The following is a 16,113-nucleotide window of genomic DNA, read 5'->3' as shown; positions in this document are numbered from 1 at the left end:
CGGGACGGTCTTCGACCCCCCGCCTCAGCCCAGGGGACTAGCCCCTGACCCCTAGGGGGTACGCCGCTGCGCCGGCCCGGAAGCGGTCGAGCCGCGGACCACCAGCTCGGGCAGGAAGACGAACTCGCTGTGGGGGGCCGGCGTACCGCCGATCTCCTCCAGCAGGGTCCGCACCGCCGCCTGCCCCATGGCCTGCACCGGCTGCCGGATGGTGGTCAGCGGCGGATCGGTGAACGCTATGAGCGGGGAGTCGTCGAAGCCGACCACCGACACGTCCTGCGGCACCCGCAGCCCCTGCTGCCGGGCGGCCCGGATCGCGCCGAGCGCCATCATGTCGCTCGCGCACACCACCGCCGTGCAGCCCCGCCCGACGAGCGCGGCCGCGGCGGCCTGACCGCCCTCCAGGGTGTACAGGGAGTGCTGGATCAGCTCCTCCACCTCGGCCTCGCCGAGCCCGAGCCGCTCCCGCATCGCGACCCGGAAGCCCTCGATCTTGCGGAGCACCGGCACGAACCGCTTCGGGCCGACCGCGAGGCCGATCCGGGTGTGCCCCAGCGCCGTCAGGTGGGTCACGGCGAGCTGCATCGCGGCCCGGTCGTCGGGGGAGACGAAGGGGGCCCGCACCTTGTCGGAGAAACCGTTGATCAGGACGTACGGGACGCCCTGGGCGCGGAGTTGGTCGTAGCGGCCCATGTCGGCGGTGGTGTCGGCGTGCAGCCCCGAGACGAAGATGATCCCGGAGACCCCCCGGTCCACCAGCATCTCGGTCAGCTCGTCCTCGGTGGACCCGCCGGGCGTCTGCGTCGCCAGCACCGGCGTGTACCCCTGCCGGGTCAGCGCCTGCCCGATGACCTGCGCGAGCGCCGGGAAGATGGGGTTGTCCAGCTCGGGGGTTATCAGTCCGACGAGCCCCGCGCTGCGCTGCCGCAGCCGTACGGGCCGCTCGTAGCCGAGCACGTCGAGCGCGGCCAGCACGGACTCACGGGTGCCCGCGGCCACGCCGGGCTTGCCGTTGAGCACGCGGCTGACTGTGGCTTCGCTGACCCCCGCCTGGGCTGCGATGTCGGCTAGCCGTGCGGTCACGGGATTGGACTGTACCGGTAGCCGGCTCACAAAGCCCACCACGTGCACGAATCGGGGGGAAGCCGGACCGTGCGGCCGTCGGTCTCCACCGGGGCGCTGGAGAGCACCGGCCGGCCCGGGGAGGGGAGCTCCACGGCGGTGGGCCGGGTGTTGAGGGTGCAGGCGAAGCCGGGACGGGTGAAGAGGAGGACCCCGTCGGGCGCGGGCCGCCAGCGCATCCCCCGCGCGAACACCGCGGGTCCCGCCCCCGCCCCGGGCCACTCCTCGCGGCATCCGCCCTGCCCGGACTCGGGCGCGCCCAGGCCCGGCATGGCCCGGCGCAGCTCCAGGGCGGCGCGGTACAGCTCCAGCGTGGAGTGCGGGTCGCCGGTCTGCGCGGCGACGCTCAGCCCCGCCCAGCCGGCGGGCTGCGGCAGCCAGCTGCCGCCGGGGCCGAAGCCGTACGGGGCTTCCTCGCCGGACCAGGGGAGCGGTACGCGGCACCCGTCGCGCAACCCGTCCTGCCCCTCGGCCTCCGCCCCGGCCTCCCTCGCCTCCCCGGTCTCCCCGGCCCCGGCAACCGCCCCGGTCTCCCCGGGAGCGGCCCCCGCCCCGGCGCCCCGCAGCCCGCGGCGGAACGCCGGGTCCTGGCGGGCCCCGTCCGGGAGGTCGGTGACCTCCGGCAGGCCGAGCTCCTCGCCCTGGTAGACGTACGCGGACCCGGGCAGCGCCAGCATCAGCAGCGCCGCCGCCCGCGCCCGGGCCAGGCCCCGCGCCCCGCCCCCGTACCGCGTGACGTGCCGTACGACGTCGTGGTTGGACAGCACCCAGGTGGTCGGGGCGCCCACGGAGGCGGTGGCGGCCAGGGACTCGTCGATCACGGTCCGCATCGCCGCCGGGTCCCAGGGGCAGTTCAGGAACCGGAAGTTGAAGGCCTGGTGCAGCTCGTCGGGCCTTACGTACAGCGCGAGCCGCTCCGAGGTCGGCGCCCAGGCCTCCGCGACCCCGATCCGCCCGTCCCCGTACGAGTCGAGCAGCCGCCGCCAGGAGCGGTGGATGGCGTGCACCCCGTCCTGGTCGAAGAAGGGGAGCGGCTCGGTGCCGATCAGGGTGGCCTGCGCGCCCCGCCCGATGTCGGGCAGGCCCGGGGCCTTGACCATGCCGTGGGCCACGTCCACCCGGAAGCCGTCGACGCCCAGGTCGAGCCAGAAGCGCAGCACCGACGCGAACTCCTCCGCGACCTCGGGGTGCTCCCAGTCCAGGTCGGGCTGCTCGGGGGCGAAGAGGTGCAGGTACCAGTCGCCGTCCGGTACCCGGGTCCAGGCCGGGCCGCCGAACACGGACTCCCAGTCGTTCGGCGGCAGCTCCCCGGCCGCGCCGCGCCCCGGGCGGAAGAGGTACCGCTCACGGGCGCCGGGTACGTCCGCGAGGGCGTCCCGGAACCAGGGGTGGGCCTCGGAGGTGTGGTTCGGCACCACGTCCACGATCACCCGCAGGCCGAGCGCGTGCGCGGCCCGGACCAGGTCGTCGGCGTCGGCGAGGTCGCCGAAGAGCGGGTCGACGGCCCGGTAGTCGGCGACGTCGTAGCCGCCGTCCGCCTGCGGGGACACGTAGAAGGGGGTCAGCCACACGGCGTCCACCCCGAGCCGGGCCAGGTGCGGCAGCCGCTCGCGCACCCCGCGCAGGTCCCCGACGCCGTCGCCGTCGCTGTCCGCGAAGGAGCGGACGTACACCTGGTAGATGACGGCATCTCGCCACCAGCCGCCGCTCGCGGCCGGGTCGCCGGAAGCGTCGTTGAAAGCGTTGCTGGAAGCTCTTGCAAGCGGGACGGCCGTCAACTCGTGGTTCATACCGCAGTCAACGCGCGTACACGCCCCGTGGTTGCGGGCCTGCGCAATCGAAGCGGACTCGAACTAACAGCAAGCTGCGGCAACCGTAGGGACACACGGATGTAACGATCGCCTCCGCTTGCAGAAAATTGCCGCAAGGTCTTTCCGTCGGCTTTCAGGCTTGTTACGTTCCTCGCAACTCGGGACCGCGAGGGCGCGGCCGGGATCATCGAAGGAGTTCATATGCGGCGTGGCATAGCGGCCACCGCGCTGGTCGCGACCCTGGCGCTCGCGGCGACGGCTTGCGGCGGTGACACCAAGGACGACGGTGGCGAGACGAAGGCCGGCGGCGAGCTGTCCGGCACCGTCACCTGGTGGGACACCTCGAACGACGCCGAGAAGGCGAGCTTCCAGAAGATCGCCGAGGCGTTCACCGCGAAGCACCCGAAGGTGACCGTCAAGTACGTCAACGTGCCCTACGGCGACGCCCAGAACAAGGTCAAGAACGCCTTCAGCAGCGGCGCCGACGCGCCCGACGTGATCCGCGCCGACGTCGGCTGGGTCGCCGACTTCGCCTCGCTCGGCTACCTCGACGAGGTCCCGGCCGACACCGCGAAGAAGATCGACGCCGAGTTCCTGCCGCAGGCCGCGGCCAGCGGCAAGTTCGAGGGCAAGACCTTCGCGGTCCCGCAGGTCATCGACACCCTCGGCCTCTTCTACAACAAGAAGATGCTCGCCGACGCCGGCGTCCAGCCGCCCAAGACGCTGGAGGAGCTGAAGACCGCCGCCGCCGCCATCAAGGCCAAGAGCGGCAAGGCCGGCCTCTACCTGCGCGGCGACGACTCGTACTGGTTCCTGCCCTTCATCTACGGCGAGGGCGGCGACCTCGTCGACGCCAAGACCAAGACGGTCACCGTCGACAACGCGGCCGGCGTCAAGGGCTTCAAGGCCGCCCGCGACCTGGTCGCCTCCGGCGCGGCGGTCACCAACGCCACCGACGGCTGGACCAACATGCAGACCGCCTTCAAGTCCGGGGAGGTCGCGATGATGATCAACGGCCCCTGGGCCGTCGCCGACAGCTACGCGGGCGACCAGTTCAAGGACAAGTCCAACCTCGGCGTCGCCCCCGTACCGGCCGGCTCCGCCAAGGCCGGCGCCCCGCAGGGCGGCCACGACCTCGCCGTCTACGCCGGCTCCAAGAACACCGCCGCCGCGCACGCCTTCGTCGAGTACATGACCTCCCAGGAGGTCCAGGTCCAGTCCGCCAAGGACCTGAGCCTGCTGCCCACGCGCACCGCCGCCTACGAGCAGCCGGACGTCAAGAGCAGCGAGATGGTCCAGTTCTTCAAGCCGGCCGTCGACAAGGCCGTCGAGCGCGCCTGGATCCCGGAGAACGGCTCCCTCTTCGAGCCGCTGAAGGTCGAGTACACCAAGGCCGTCACCGGCGCCTCGACCCCCGAGGACGCGGCCAAGGCGGCCGGCGCCGAGTTCCGCAAGATCCTCAAGGGCTGGAAGTAGTACGGACGATGGCTGCTGACACCAGCCGGTCGGTGGCGAAGGCCGCGGACGGCGAGAAGACCCTCGCCGCCCGCGGCCCCAGCCGCACGACTGCCACCGGAAGCGACCGCGCCGGGAGCACCGGCGGCGGCACAAGCCCGCGCGGCGGCATCCGCCGCGCCCTCGCCACGCACTGGTACGCCTGGGCCATGATCGCCCCGGTCGTGCTCGTCCTCGGCGTGATCGTGGGCTGGCCGCTCGTACGCGGCGTCTACCTGTCGTTGACGAACGCCAACGAGCGCAACGTCGCCCGCACCATCGGCGTGCGCCACATCGACGCCACGTACGAGTTCGTCGGGCTCGACAACTACGCGGCGGTCCTCGGCGATCCCGTCTTCTGGCAGCGGCTGGTGTGGACGGTGGTGTGGACCGTCGCGTGCGTCTCCGTCACCTTCGTCCTCGGGCTCACCCTGGCCACCATGCTCAACCGGCAGTTCCGGGGCCGCGCCGCCTACCGCATGGCGCTCATCCTGCCCTGGGCCGTGCCCGGATTCGTCTCCGTCTTCGCCTGGCGGTTCCTCTTCAACCGCGACAACGGCATCCTCAACAAGGTCCTCGACGGCGGCGGCATCTCCGCGATCCCGTGGCTCGACGACCCCACCTGGGCCAAGTTCTCCGTCATCGCCGTCAACGTCTGGCTCGGCATCCCCTTCATGATGGTCGCCCTCCTCGGCGGCCTCCAGTCCATCCCGGCCGAGCTCTACGAGGCCGCCGAGATGGACGGCGCCGGCCCCTGGCAGCGCTTCCGGCACATCACCCTGCCGGGACTGCGCGCCGTGAGCATGACGGTGATCCTGCTCTCCACCATCTGGACCTTCAACATGTTCCCGGTGATCTTCCTGCTGACGCGGGGCGGCCCCGGCGACTCCACCGAGATCCTGGTGACCCAGGCCTTCCGCGAGGCCTTCATCGCGAGCCCGCGCGACTTCGCCGGCTCGGCGACCTGGGGCGTGCTGATCCTCGGCCTGCTCATGATCTTCGCGCTGGTCTACCGGCGCTCGCTGCGCAAGCAGGGAGAGGTGTGGTGACCGTGACCACGACCGAGACCACGACCGCTGCCGGGAAGGGCGTCCGCCCGCGCGGCAGCCGCTCCCCGCTCGCCTCCTTCGGGCTGCACGCCACGCTCGTCGTCGCGTCCGTCATCGCCGTCTTCCCCGTGCTGTGGATCCTGCTGACCTCGCTCAAGCCGGCCAAGTACGCGATCAGCTCGGACTTCGTGAAGGAACCGACGCTCGCGAACTACTCCTACCTGCTGGAGGACAGCCACTTCCTCAGCTGGTTCTGGAACTCGGTGCTCGTCGCCGGCGTCACCACCGTGCTCGGCGTGTTCATCGCCGCCACCACCGGATACGCGGTCAGCCGCTTCAAGTTCCCGGGCATGAAGCCGCTGATGTGGACCCTGCTCATCACGCAGATGTTCCCGATGGCCATCCTGATCGTCCCGCTCTACAACCTGATGGGAGAGCTCGGGCTGCTCAACCAGCCGCTCGGCCTGATCATCACGTACCTCACCATCGCCGTGCCGTTCTGCGCCTGGATGATGAAGGGCTTCTTCGACACGATCCCGGTCGAGATCGACGAATCCGGCCGCGTCGACGGGCTCAACCCCTTCGGCACCTTCTGGCGCCTGATCCTGCCGCTCGCCAAGCCCGGCCTCGCCGTGACCGGCTTCTACGCCTTCATCACCGCCTGGGGCGAGGTCGCGTACGCCTCCGCCTTCATGGTCGGCGAGGAGAACCTCACCCTCGCGGGCGGCCTGCAGACCTTCGTCACGCAGTACACCTCCAACTGGGGCGCCATGAGCGCGGCATCCGTCCTCATCGCGATCCCGGCGGCGGTCTTCTTCCTCTTCGCCCAGCGTCACCTCGTCGCCGGCATGACGGCGGGCGCCACCAAGGGCTGACCACCCGGCGTTCGTCTTCCGTTCTTCGGTACCGGCCCGATCTCTCAAGGACACCATGACCCAGCACCTCGCCGACGCACTCCCCACCCCGACCGGGACCCAGCCCGGCTGGTGGAGAGACGCGGTGATCTACCAGGTCTATCCGCGCAGCTTCGCCGACTCCAACGGGGACGGCATGGGGGACCTCGAAGGCATCCGCAGCCGGCTGCCCTACCTGCGCGACCTGGGTGTCGACGCCGTGTGGCTCAGCCCCTTCTACGCCTCCCCGCAGGCCGACGCCGGCTACGACGTCGCCGACTACCGTGCCATCGACCCCATGTTCGGCACCCTGCACGACGCCGACGCCGTGATCCGCGAAGCGCACGCGCTGGGCATGCGGATCATCGTGGACCTCGTCCCCAACCACTGCTCCGACCAGCACGAATGGTTCAAGCAGGCGCTCCGGGAAGGCCCCGGCAGCACCCTGCGCGAACGCTTCCACTTCCGGCCCGGCAAGGGGGAGACGGGCGAGGAGCCGCCGAACGACTGGGAGTCGATCTTCGGCGGTCCGGCATGGACCCGGGTGGAGGACGGGGAGTGGTACCTGCACCTGTTCGCCCCCGAGCAGCCCGACTTCAACTGGGAACACCCCGCGGTCCAGGACGAGTTCCGCTCCGTGCTCAGGTTCTGGCTGGACCTGGGCGTGGACGGCTTCCGCATCGACGTCGCTCACGGGCTGGTCAAGGCCGCCGGGCTGCCGGACCTGGGGCGCGACGAACAGCTCAAGCTGCTCGGCAACCAGGTGCTGCCCTTCTTCGACCAGGACGGCGTCCACGAGATCTACCGGTCCTGGCGGACCGTGCTCGACGAGTACGCGGGCGACCGGATCGGCGTCGCCGAGGCCTGGGCCCCCAACGTCGACCGCACCGCCCTCTACGTACGCCACGACGAGCTGCACCAGGCGTTCAACTTCCACTACCTGACGACCGGCTGGGACGCGGCCGCGCTGCGCGCCACCATCGACGAGTCGCTGGACGCCATGCGGCCGGTGGGCGCCCCGACGACATGGGTGCTGTCCAACCACGACGTGGTCCGCCACCGGACCCGCTTCGGCAGCCTGGAGCGGGCGCGCGCGGCCGCGCTGCTGATGCTGGCCCTGCCCGGGTCGGCGTACGTCTACCAGGGCGAGGAGCTGGGGCTGCCGGAGGTGACCGACCTCCCGGACGAGGTGCGCCAGGACCCCTCGTTCTTCAAGGAGAACGGGCAGGAGGGGCTGCGGGACGGATGCCGCGTCCCGATCCCGTGGTCCGGCGGGGCGGCCCCGTACGGCTTCGGGACGGGCGGCAGCTGGCTGCCGCAGCCGGCGGAGTGGGCGGGGCTGAGCGTCGCCGCGCAGACCGGCGACCCCGCGTCCACGCTGGAGCTGTACCGCACCGCCCTGCGGATCCGGCGCGAGCACCCGGACCTGGGCGCGGGCGACGCCGTGGAGTGGCTGGAGGCCCCGGAGGGCGTCCTGATGTTCCGCCGGGGCGGCTTCGTGTGCGCGGCCAACACGACGGGGGAGCCGGTACGGATACCCGGGATGGGTGCCGGATCCGGTGCCGTGCTGCTGGCGAGCGGCGAGCTGGCGGACGCGGACGTCCTGCCCGGTGACACGGCGGTGTGGTGGCAGGGGTGAGTTCCCCGTTGCGGCTGACGGACATCGCCTCGCAGGCCCAGGTCAGCGAGGCGACCGTCAGCCGCGTACTCAACGGCAAGGCCGGCGTGGCGGCCGGCACCCGGCACCGGGTGCTGGCCGCCATGGACCTGCTCGGCTACGAACGGCCGGTGAGGCTCAAGCGGCGCAGCAACGGGCTGGTGGGGCTGCTGATCCCCGAACTGACCAATCCCATTTTTCCGGCGTTCGCGCAGGTCATAGAGCAGGCGCTGGCCGGGCAGGGGTACACGCCGGTGCTGTGCACCCAGACCCCGGGCGGGGCGACGGAAGACGAGCTGGTCGAGCAGCTGGAGGAGCGGGGGGTCACCGGGATCGTCTTCCTGTCCGGCCTGCACGCGGACGCGTCGGCCGACCCCGCGCGCTACCAGCGGCTGTCCGCGCGCGGGCTGCCGTTCGTGCTGATCAACGGCTTCAACGAGGCCATCAGCGCCCCCTTCGTCTCCCCGGACGACCGCGCTGCCGCCGACATGGCCGTACGGCACCTGGAGGAACTGGGACACCGGCGCATCGGGCTCGCCATCGGGCCGACGCGGTACGTCCCCTCGGCGCGCAAGGAGCAGGGGTTCCTGGCCGCGCGGCCGGGGGCGGCGGAAGAAGGGCTGGTCCAGCGCACCCTGTTCACCGTCGAGGGCGGCCACGCGGCGGGCGGCGCCCTGCTGGACCGGGGCTGCACGGGCGTGGTCTGCGCCAGCGACATGATGGCGCTCGGCGTCATCCGTGCCGCCCGCGAGCGGGGCCTGCGCGTCCCGGAGGACGTCTCGGTGGTCGGCTTCGACGACTCCCCGCTCATCGCCTTCACGGACCCCCCGCTGACGACGGTCCGCCAGCCGGTCCGTGCGATGGCCACGGCGGCGGTGGGGGCCCTGCTGGAGGCGGTGGCCGGCACCCCGGTGCAGCGCACGGAGTACGTCTTCCAGCCGGAGCTGGTGGTGCGGGGGTCGACGGGGATGGCGCGGGGGTAGGCCCACCCGCCTCCCCGGGTGCGGGCCGGGGGGCGGGGAGCCGGATTCCCCTGGGGCGGTCTCACGGTTGGTTTGGGGGTTTCCCGGCAGTCCTTTGTCCTTCCGTGTCGGGCCGGTCCCTCAAGGGCGCTCCCTTCGGTCGCGTCGCTACGCGATCGCCTTCGGCGACCCTTGACCGACCGTCCCGCCCCGGAAAGACAAAGGACTGCCGGGAAGCCCCCAAAAGAACGGCACGGTCGATGGTGGGAGGGACGGGTCTCTCAGCGATGAGGCGAGGGGCCGGGCTTGGCCCGCCGGGCATCCGGGCGGCCTTGATCCCTGCTCCAGCACTGGGGGCCCGGCTACCTGCACCACATGCCGATCAGAGCGACCTGCGGAGCATCCAGGCGCAGCAGATCGCTACGCGCTCCTCAGGTCTCGGCGTCGAGCGGCCGTCTTGGGCTGATACCCGCACCGGTGCGAGGAGGGCAGCCGGGAAGCGCGCTGGCGCGGCAGCGCGTGGCCGGTCAGATCACAGGCGGGCGCCCGAGCCGGGTCATCTGCCACACCGTTCGCCATCGGATGGGCCGTCGCGGTGGGCAGGGACGGCGGACGCCCTCGAAGAAGCCGGCCCACCACGCGGCGAGTCCGGCGCGTGGGGGTCTCTGTGCCAGGGTGTATGCCGCCCAGGTCGCGAGGTAGACGGGAACCAGGACGGCGGGCAGGTGGCGTTTGGCCAGCCATACGCGGTTGCGGCCCGTGTTGCGGTAGTAGACGGCGTGGCGGGACGCGTCAGTGCGGGGGTGTTGCAGTACGAGGTCCGCTCGGTAGTGGATCTCCCAACCGGCGTCCAGTGCCCGCCAGGCGAAGTCTGTTTCCTCGTGTGCGTAGAAGAAGGGCGCCGGAAAGTCGCCGACCTGGTCGAACACCCTTGTGCGGATGGCGTGGCCGCCGCCCAGGTACGTCGTGACCGGGCCGGACTTCAACGGGTCCGCTCCACCCAAGCGGGGGACGTGCCTGCGCTGGCTCACTCCTGCTTCGTCGGCGATCCGGAAGCTCACGATGCCGAGACGGGGGTTCTCCGCGAAGGCTTCCCGGACCAGCCGCAGGGTGTCCGTGCGGGGGAGGAGACCGTCGTCGTCCAGGACGACGACGATGTCTGCTGCGTCTGCTTCACGCAGCGCGCGTACCCCGACGTTGCGGCCACCCGGGATGCCGAGGTTCTCCGGCAGCTCGACCGCGTTCACCCCTGCCGGAAGCGTGGGCAGCTTGACGCCTTGGCCGAGCACCACGACGGCCGGGGGATCGCCTTCCTGGGCAGCCAGGGAATCCAGGAGCGCTCGCAGCTCATCGGGGCGGTCGCCCATGGTCAATACGACAACGCCGATCGTCATGACCGGCTCCGTAGGAGCTCGGCCGCCCGCCGCTCAAGTCTTCCGGCCCCGGTCACACCTCGTTTTCGGTACCGGGCCGCGGTCGATCGGATCACGTTGATTTCCTGCCTGCTCCGGTGGGACACCACGCCGTCCATGAAGTCCAGAGAGCGGTTCCACAAACCGATGGCTTCCTCGTGGCGCCGTTGGGCAGCCACGGACTTGCCGAGGTTGATCATGGTCAGGCCGTGCCCGCGCTGGTACGTGCCCGGTGTCCGGCGGGCGAGGGCCTGACGGTAGTGCCGCTCGGCCGCCTTGTGGTCCTTCATCGCAGTCAGTGTCTTGCCCGCGTGCGAGGCCACAGTGGCGGCCACTGGGCCGGAGGCTGCCGAGTACGGTGGCACCGGATCGCGTACGTCCTGGACAGCCTCTTCGGCTGCCAGCAGCGCGGCTGCGGCTCTGGTGCCCATTCCGCTCGCACCGTAAGCCCTGGCGCAGGTGACCAGCAGCAAAGCCTCGGTCTGCCGGTCGACCTTGCCCGACGCACGCCCCAGCGCCTCCTCGGCGAGCTCCACGCAGGAGTCCGTTTGGCCGAGGTCGAGGCCCTGGTGCGTCATGGCACGCATCATCCAGGCAGCCTGCCCCTCCGGGTCGGACTCGCAGGCCAGTTGGTAGCCGAGTAGGTAGTACTGCTGGGCCGCGCCTTCACGGCCCAGGTCGTGGTGTTTCCATCCGACCAGGCAGGCCAGCTGCGCGGCTGCCCCGAACGCGTCCCTGCGCACCGTGGTCGACGGAAAACGAGCCTTCAGCATCGGGGCCACCGTGTCGGTCAGGTACGCGGTGGCCGTGGTCAATCCGTGGCCACCGCCGAGCTTGTCGTCCGCGGTCCTGAACATCTCCGTGAGCTGCCGGACCGTCGCAACTTCTGCCGCCCCGACTCTGCCGCCGCCCCGGGCTGCTTTGAGGGTGACCGCCACCGCTTCGTGGTCGTAGGCCAAGGGGAGGCGGACTGCCGCTGCGGCAAAGGCGGAGTTCAAGAATTCTCTGCGACGGAGCATCACGTATCTCCCGAGGTCGGCAGCCACAGCCAACGGATCGGCGCTCAGGGCCTCCCCGGTGTCTGCGCAGCCTAGACCGATCTCGGCAACCGTTACCCTCCGTTTCATCCTTCTGGTGAGAGCCTCGGCGATATGGAACCGGGTCCGACCGGACGGTGTACCGCCGGCTACCCAGTAGGCGACGGCGGACGGCGAGGTTCTGAGCGCTTCCCCTGCCTCGGACGCGACAGTGCGGATTTCTCGGGCCAGTGCGAAGTAAGTGACTCCGGCCTCGGCGATGACGGCGGCCAACTGGCTGTTCGGAGTGCGGCTATCCGCCAATTCCTGCCCCCAGTAAGCGATCTTGAACGGCTTGAACGGCTTCCCGACGCTCTCACCGTACTCACGTTCCGTGCCTGAGAGTTCACTGTTCATCACAAGGAGGTGCGGCGGGGGACGGCCCGCTGCTGTTCGGAATGGAGCCCCCATGCCTGAGACAGATCGCTGCCCGCTCGACGGCGGCAGTGTGGACACTGCCTTGGCGAAACCGACCCTGGTGGTTGAGCCGGGCACGGACCTGCTCGAACGGGCCCGTGCCGGATGGGAGCGCTTCCTCAGCACCTTCAGGGGAGCATTTGATGAGTGAGCAGTACGAGTACGTGCCGCACATGCTCTTGCGCCGCCGGGTGCGCGATATCGCGTCCGGCGTGGAGGGGGAGCTGATGGCCGTGATCAACGAGAACGTTTCGGAGAGCGGCGTCGAGCGCTGGAAGGAGCTGGCCTACGTCCGAAACGCCTCGGGCCGCGAATTCACCACCGCCGTAGAGAATGTGGAGCCGGCCTGAAGGGCTCTCGGCCAGTGCCTGATTCCGTTGTGGGAGCCTGCGCAGCATGGGCATCGCGAAGAAGGGCACGCGGACGACCGTCGTGGACGGCGAGAGGTACCGGTGGGTGGTCGCGCCCGATGACGAGCCCGGGCTGGGCATCGTCGTCGTGCACGGGGAGGCGGACGGGCAGCGGATGGTGACGTGGGTCGAGCACGGAACGGTGATCGCGCCGGGGCTCGTCGCGGCGGTGGTTCGCCGGGCGTTGGACCACGGCTGGACGCCTGGGGAGCGGGGGAAGCAGCTCACGTTGCGGTGAGGCGGAAACGCCGCGGGGGCGGCCGACGTCGCCGTCGGGCCGCCCCCCCGGGCCGCTCCGGGGTCAGGCGCCCAGGTGGGAGCCCTCCGCCCACTCCTTCTCGCCTTCCTTGACACAGCTGGAGTGGTAGACCGGGCCGGCGAAGGCCGGGAGGTTGTGGGGCACCGCGGCGAAGGAGGTGCAGTTCGACGAGTAGCCCTTGCGGCCACCGTCGAAGTAGTCGATCTCGACCCCGTCGTTGGCCAGGGCGGCACCGGCCCCGCCGAGCAGGATGCCGGCAGCCAGGACGGACGCGGTGACAGCGGAACGAATACGCATGACTCCCCTAAGGATCAATGGAGGGACGCGCCGGTCGGTCCGCGCGTCGGCCGGTCCAACCGTCCGCGAGCGGGGCTGGGAACGGCCGTTCACTCCAATGCCCGCAGCTGTATCGTTTCGCCCTCCTGCGGTTCCGCTGGTCGGGTGGTGCGTGCAAGCATCTGCGGATGATCACACTTGCCGATGATCTCGGCCACCTTTCGTACGTCGTCGCAGGTGACGGGCCGCCCGTCGTACTCGTTCACGCCGGTGTCGCCGACCACCGGATGTGGGACGCCGTCGTGCCCGGCCTGGCGCAGCGGTACACCGTCATCCGCCACGACCTGCGCGGCTTCGGCGAATCCGCCCCGCCGGCCGGCCCGTACGGCGACGCCGACGACCTCCGCCGCCTCCTGGAACACCTGGGCCACGACCGCGTCCGGCTCGTCGGTGCCTCGTGGGGCGGCCGCGTGGCCGTGGACTTCACCCTCGCCCACCCCGACCGGGTGCACTCCCTGGCGCTGTTCGCCGCGCCCTGGCCCGGCTACGACTGGTCCGCGGAGATGCACGCGTACGACGGGGCGGAGACGGCGGCCCTGGCCGCGGGCGACGTGGACGCCGCCACGCAGATCAACCTGGACATGTGGCTGCGAGGACCGGCGCGAGCGTGGGCGGATGTGCCCGTCGGCCTGGCCGACCGCGTTCGTGAGCCGATGCGTACGTCGCTGGTGAACATGGCAGTCCGTGACGAGCACGCACGGGGCGCGGGGACGGGTGACCTCGCCGCCATCTCCGTTCCCACGCTCGTCGGGGTCGGCAAGCTCGACGTCGCCGACTTCCAGGACATCGCCCGGCGCTACGCCTCCGAGATCCCCGGCGCGACCCTGGTCGAATTCCCCACCGCCGCCCACCTCATCGCACTGGACGCGCCCGCCGAACTCGCCGCGCAGCTCGCCCCGTTCCTCGCCCGATAGGGCGAGAGCCCGCGATCGGTGACCCGCAGACGCCGAAGTGAGGGCAGCGCGTGGCGATCCGCCGCGCCTGCCGCGTCCGGGAGGCCCTCTGGCCGTCCTTCGGTGCGGGTATCAGCCCAAGACGACCGCCGGACGCCAAGCCGGGAGGAGCGCGTAGCGATCTGCTGCGCCTGGGTGCTCCGCAGGTCGCTCTGATCGGCAGGTGGTGCAGGTAGCCGGGCCTCCAGTGCTGGAGCAGGGGTCAAGGCCGCCCGGATGCCCGGCCTGCCAAGGCCCGGCCCCTCGCCTCGTCGCTGACACGGCCGTCCCCTCCCCTTGGGCCGTGACGCGACCGAAGGGAGCGCCCTTGAGGGGCCGGCCCGGACCGGAAGGTCGGTGGGACTGACGGGAAACCCCCAAACCCTCCCTGATCCGGTCCGGTAGGACTCCGCGCCCCAGATCGCGGTGCTACCCGCCGGAAACAATTCTGCAATCTCTTGCGCAAACTCTTGCAACACTCCTGGGCGCCCCCTACGGTCGCGTGCAACCCCACACCTTCCCGCCAGGAGGCCCCCCACATGGCTCGATCCGTATCCGCGCGCGCCGGCAGAGCCGCGCTGGCGACGGCGGCGCTCGCCGCCGCCTCGCTCACCGCCCAGGCGCCGCAGGCTTCGGCGGCTCCGCCCGGGGAGAAGGACGTCACCGCCGTGCTGTTCGAGTGGCGGTTCGCCGATGTCGCCAGGGCGTGCACCGACAGCCTCGGGCCCGCCGGGTACGGGTACGTGCAGGTGTCGCCGCCGCAGGAGCACGTCCAGGGGTCCCAGTGGTGGACCTCGTACCAGCCCGTCAGTTACAAGATCGCCGGGAGGCTCGGGGACCGGGCCGCCTTCAAGGGCATGGTCGACACCTGCCACGCCGCAGGCGTGAAGGTCGTCGCCGACTCCGTCATCAACCACATGGCCGGCCCCGCCGACCCCGGTGCCGTCCTCACCGGGACCGGCGGGTCCGCGTACGGCAAGTACTCCTACCCCGGGCTCTACTCCGGTGCCGACATGGACGACTGCCGGGCCGAGATCTCCAACTACCAGGACAAGGCCAACGTCCAGAACTGCGAACTCGTCAAGCTCGCCGACCTCGACACCGGCGAGGAGTACGTGCGCGGGCGGATCGCCGGGTACCTGGGCGACCTGCTCTCCCTCGGCGTCGACGGGTTCCGGATCGACGCCGCCAAGCACATGCCCGCCGCCGACCTCGCCAACATCAAGTCCCGGCTGAACAACCCCTCCGTGTACTGGAAGCAGGAGGCGATATACGGGGCCGGGGAGGCGGTCGGCCCGGCCGAGTACCTCGGTTCCGGTGACGTGCAGGAGTTCCGGTACGCCCGGGACCTGAAGCGGGTCTTCCAGAGCGAGAACCTCGCCCACCTGAAGAACTTCGGGGAGGCCTGGGGGTACATGGCCTCCGGCAAGTCCGGGGTGTTCGTCGACAACCACGACACCGAGCGCAACGGCGAGACCCTCAACTACAAGAACGGCTCCGACTACACCCTCGCCAGCGTGTTCATGCTGGCCTGGCCCTACGGCTCACCCGACGTGCACTCCGGGTACGAGTGGACCGACAAGGACGCCGGCCCGCCCGGCGGCGGCACCGTGAACGCCTGCTACTCCGACGGGTGGAAGTGCCAGCACGCCTGGCCGGAGATCTCCTCCATGGTCGGCTTCCGCAATGCCGCCCGCGGGCAGGGCGTCACCGACTGGTGGGACAACGGCGGTGACCAGATCGCCTTCGGGCGCGGGGCCAAGGCGTACGTCGCCGTCAACCACGAGGCGGGCGCGCTGACCCGGACCTTCCAGACCTCCCTCCCCGCCGGCACCTACTGCGACGTGCAGAGCGGCGGCCGCCCCGTGAGCGTGGACTCCGGCGGCCGGTTCACCGCCACCCTCCAGCCGCAGACCGCCCTCGCCCTGCACGTCGGCGCCCGCAGCTGTGCGCCGTCGTCCTCCGCCGGGGCCTCGTTCGCCGTCAGCGCCACCACCGTCCCCGGCCAGGACGTCTACGTCACCGGCGACCGCCCCGAGCTCGGCGGCTGGAACACCACTGCCGCCCTCAAGCTCGACCCGGCCGCCTACCCCGTGTGGAAGCTCGACGTCAGCCTCCCGGCCGGGACCTCCTTCGCCTACAAGTACGTCCGCAAGGACGCCTCCGGGAACGTCACCTGGGAGAGCGGGGCCAACCGCAACGCCACCGTCCCCGCCAACGGCAAGGTCACGCTGACCGACACCTGGCGCAACTGACGCACTCCGGCACCTCCGCCCGACTCCG

Annotated in this window: 15 protein-coding genes; 10 read left to right on the top strand and 5 right to left on the bottom strand. The window is 71.1% G+C overall.

Features of this window, described 5'->3' with window-relative positions; genetic code table 11:
- Positions 1-51: 51 nt before the first annotated feature.
- Positions 52-1,083: a LacI family DNA-binding transcriptional regulator gene (locus ACZ7IF_RS25565; RefSeq protein ID WP_401243305.1), complete on the bottom strand. Its 1,032-nt coding sequence runs from the start codon at positions 1,081-1,083 to the stop codon at positions 52-54.
- A 26-nt stretch (positions 1,084-1,109) separates the two neighbouring features.
- Positions 1,110-2,912, bottom strand: coding sequence for a glycoside hydrolase family 13 protein (locus tag ACZ7IF_RS25560; RefSeq protein ID WP_470975487.1), 1,803 nt, complete (start codon positions 2,910-2,912; stop codon positions 1,110-1,112).
- Between the two features lie 222 nt (positions 2,913-3,134).
- On the opposite strand from ACZ7IF_RS25560, the gene ACZ7IF_RS25555 reads away from it, so the two are divergent.
- Genes ACZ7IF_RS25555 through ACZ7IF_RS25535 form a run of 5 tightly spaced genes read left to right on the top strand, consistent with a single transcriptional unit; the run spans position 3,135 to position 9,009 of the window.
- Entirely contained in the window at positions 3,135-4,409 is a 1,275-nt protein-coding gene (locus ACZ7IF_RS25555) for an extracellular solute-binding protein (protein ID WP_470975484.1), read from the top strand.
- 8 nt (positions 4,410-4,417) lie between these two features.
- Positions 4,418-5,476: a carbohydrate ABC transporter permease gene (locus ACZ7IF_RS25550; protein WP_470975481.1), complete on the top strand. Its 1,059-nt coding sequence runs from the start codon at positions 4,418-4,420 to the stop codon at positions 5,474-5,476.
- Positions 5,473-6,351 (top strand): sugar ABC transporter permease, encoded by an 879-nt coding sequence (locus ACZ7IF_RS25545; protein WP_470975478.1) that lies wholly within the window; start codon positions 5,473-5,475, stop codon positions 6,349-6,351. Before ACZ7IF_RS25550 ends, ACZ7IF_RS25545 begins: the two co-directional genes overlap by 4 nt.
- Positions 6,352-6,406: 55 nt before the next feature.
- On the top strand, positions 6,407-8,008 hold the full coding sequence (locus ACZ7IF_RS25540) for a glycoside hydrolase family 13 protein (RefSeq protein ID WP_470975475.1): 1,602 nt from the start codon (positions 6,407-6,409) through the stop codon (positions 8,006-8,008).
- The gene (locus ACZ7IF_RS25535; RefSeq protein ID WP_470975473.1) at positions 7,996-9,009 is read left to right on the top strand and encodes a LacI family DNA-binding transcriptional regulator; all 1,014 of its coding nucleotides are present in this window, start codon (positions 7,996-7,998) and stop codon (positions 9,007-9,009) included. The genes ACZ7IF_RS25540 and ACZ7IF_RS25535 overlap by 13 nt, the downstream gene beginning before the upstream one ends.
- Positions 9,010-9,515: 506 nt before the next feature.
- Here ACZ7IF_RS25535 and ACZ7IF_RS25530 read toward each other — a convergent pair.
- Both ACZ7IF_RS25530 and ACZ7IF_RS25525 read right to left on the bottom strand, forming a co-directional pair.
- Positions 9,516-10,382: a glycosyltransferase family 2 protein gene (locus ACZ7IF_RS25530; RefSeq protein ID WP_470975470.1), complete on the bottom strand. Its 867-nt coding sequence runs from the start codon at positions 10,380-10,382 to the stop codon at positions 9,516-9,518.
- Positions 10,379-11,740 carry a tetratricopeptide repeat protein gene (locus ACZ7IF_RS25525; protein ID WP_470975689.1) on the bottom strand — a complete coding sequence of 454 codons (1,362 nt, stop codon included), beginning with the start codon at positions 11,738-11,740 and terminating at the stop codon, positions 10,379-10,381. Before ACZ7IF_RS25525 ends, ACZ7IF_RS25530 begins: the two co-directional genes overlap by 4 nt.
- 145 nt (positions 11,741-11,885) lie before the next feature.
- Here ACZ7IF_RS25525 and ACZ7IF_RS25520 point away from each other — a divergent pair, with 145 nt between their 5' ends.
- Genes ACZ7IF_RS25520 through ACZ7IF_RS25510 form a run of 3 tightly spaced genes read left to right on the top strand, consistent with a single transcriptional unit; the run spans position 11,886 to position 12,541 of the window.
- Positions 11,886-12,044, top strand: coding sequence for a hypothetical protein (locus tag ACZ7IF_RS25520; protein WP_470975467.1), 159 nt, complete (start codon positions 11,886-11,888; stop codon positions 12,042-12,044).
- On the top strand, positions 12,037-12,243 hold the full coding sequence (locus ACZ7IF_RS25515; RefSeq protein WP_470975464.1) for a hypothetical protein: 207 nt from the start codon (positions 12,037-12,039) through the stop codon (positions 12,241-12,243). The genes ACZ7IF_RS25520 and ACZ7IF_RS25515 overlap by 8 nt, the downstream gene beginning before the upstream one ends.
- 46 nt (positions 12,244-12,289) lie before the next feature.
- Complete coding sequence (locus tag ACZ7IF_RS25510; protein WP_470975461.1) at positions 12,290-12,541, top strand: hypothetical protein; 252 nt, start codon at positions 12,290-12,292, stop codon at positions 12,539-12,541.
- A 63-nt stretch (positions 12,542-12,604) separates the two neighbouring features.
- On the opposite strand, the gene ACZ7IF_RS25505 is transcribed toward ACZ7IF_RS25510, so the two are convergent.
- Positions 12,605-12,859, bottom strand: a complete 255-nt coding sequence (locus ACZ7IF_RS25505; RefSeq protein ID WP_469113360.1) for a hypothetical protein — start codon at positions 12,857-12,859, stop codon at positions 12,605-12,607.
- Positions 12,860-13,026: 167 nt separating this feature from the next.
- Here ACZ7IF_RS25505 and ACZ7IF_RS25500 point away from each other — a divergent pair, with 167 nt between their 5' ends.
- On the top strand, positions 13,027-13,812 hold the full coding sequence (locus ACZ7IF_RS25500; RefSeq protein ID WP_470975458.1) for an alpha/beta fold hydrolase: 786 nt from the start codon (positions 13,027-13,029) through the stop codon (positions 13,810-13,812).
- A 557-nt stretch (positions 13,813-14,369) separates the two neighbouring features.
- Positions 14,370-16,085, top strand: coding sequence for a carbohydrate-binding module family 20 domain-containing protein (locus ACZ7IF_RS25495; protein ID WP_470975455.1), 1,716 nt, complete (start codon positions 14,370-14,372; stop codon positions 16,083-16,085).
- Positions 16,086-16,113: the final 28 nt, after the last annotated feature.

It is taken from the genome of Streptomyces sp. NPDC037421 (genome assembly GCF_055602105.1).
This window is presented reverse-complemented; position numbering and strand designations above follow the sequence as displayed.

Coding starts and splice junctions, on each gene's coding strand:
- ACZ7IF_RS25550 (WP_470975481.1), top strand. CDS start 4,418: ATGGCTGCTGACACCAGCCGGTCGGTGGCGAAGGCCGCGGACGGCGAG.
- ACZ7IF_RS25515 (WP_470975464.1), top strand. CDS start 12,037: ATGAGTGAGCAGTACGAGTACGTGCCGCACATGCTCTTGCGCCGCCGG.
- ACZ7IF_RS25510 (WP_470975461.1), top strand. CDS start 12,290: ATGGGCATCGCGAAGAAGGGCACGCGGACGACCGTCGTGGACGGCGAG.
- ACZ7IF_RS25500 (WP_470975458.1), top strand. CDS start 13,027: ATGATCACACTTGCCGATGATCTCGGCCACCTTTCGTACGTCGTCGCA.
- ACZ7IF_RS25520 (WP_470975467.1), top strand. CDS start 11,886: ATGCCTGAGACAGATCGCTGCCCGCTCGACGGCGGCAGTGTGGACACT.
- ACZ7IF_RS25505 (WP_469113360.1), bottom strand. CDS start 12,859: ATGCGTATTCGTTCCGCTGTCACCGCGTCCGTCCTGGCTGCCGGCATC.
- ACZ7IF_RS25540 (WP_470975475.1), top strand. CDS start 6,407: ATGACCCAGCACCTCGCCGACGCACTCCCCACCCCGACCGGGACCCAG.
- ACZ7IF_RS25530 (WP_470975470.1), bottom strand. CDS start 10,382: ATGACGATCGGCGTTGTCGTATTGACCATGGGCGACCGCCCCGATGAG.
- ACZ7IF_RS25495 (WP_470975455.1), top strand. CDS start 14,370: ATGGCTCGATCCGTATCCGCGCGCGCCGGCAGAGCCGCGCTGGCGACG.
- ACZ7IF_RS25555 (WP_470975484.1), top strand. CDS start 3,135: ATGCGGCGTGGCATAGCGGCCACCGCGCTGGTCGCGACCCTGGCGCTC.
- ACZ7IF_RS25560 (WP_470975487.1), bottom strand. CDS start 2,912: ATGAACCACGAGTTGACGGCCGTCCCGCTTGCAAGAGCTTCCAGCAAC.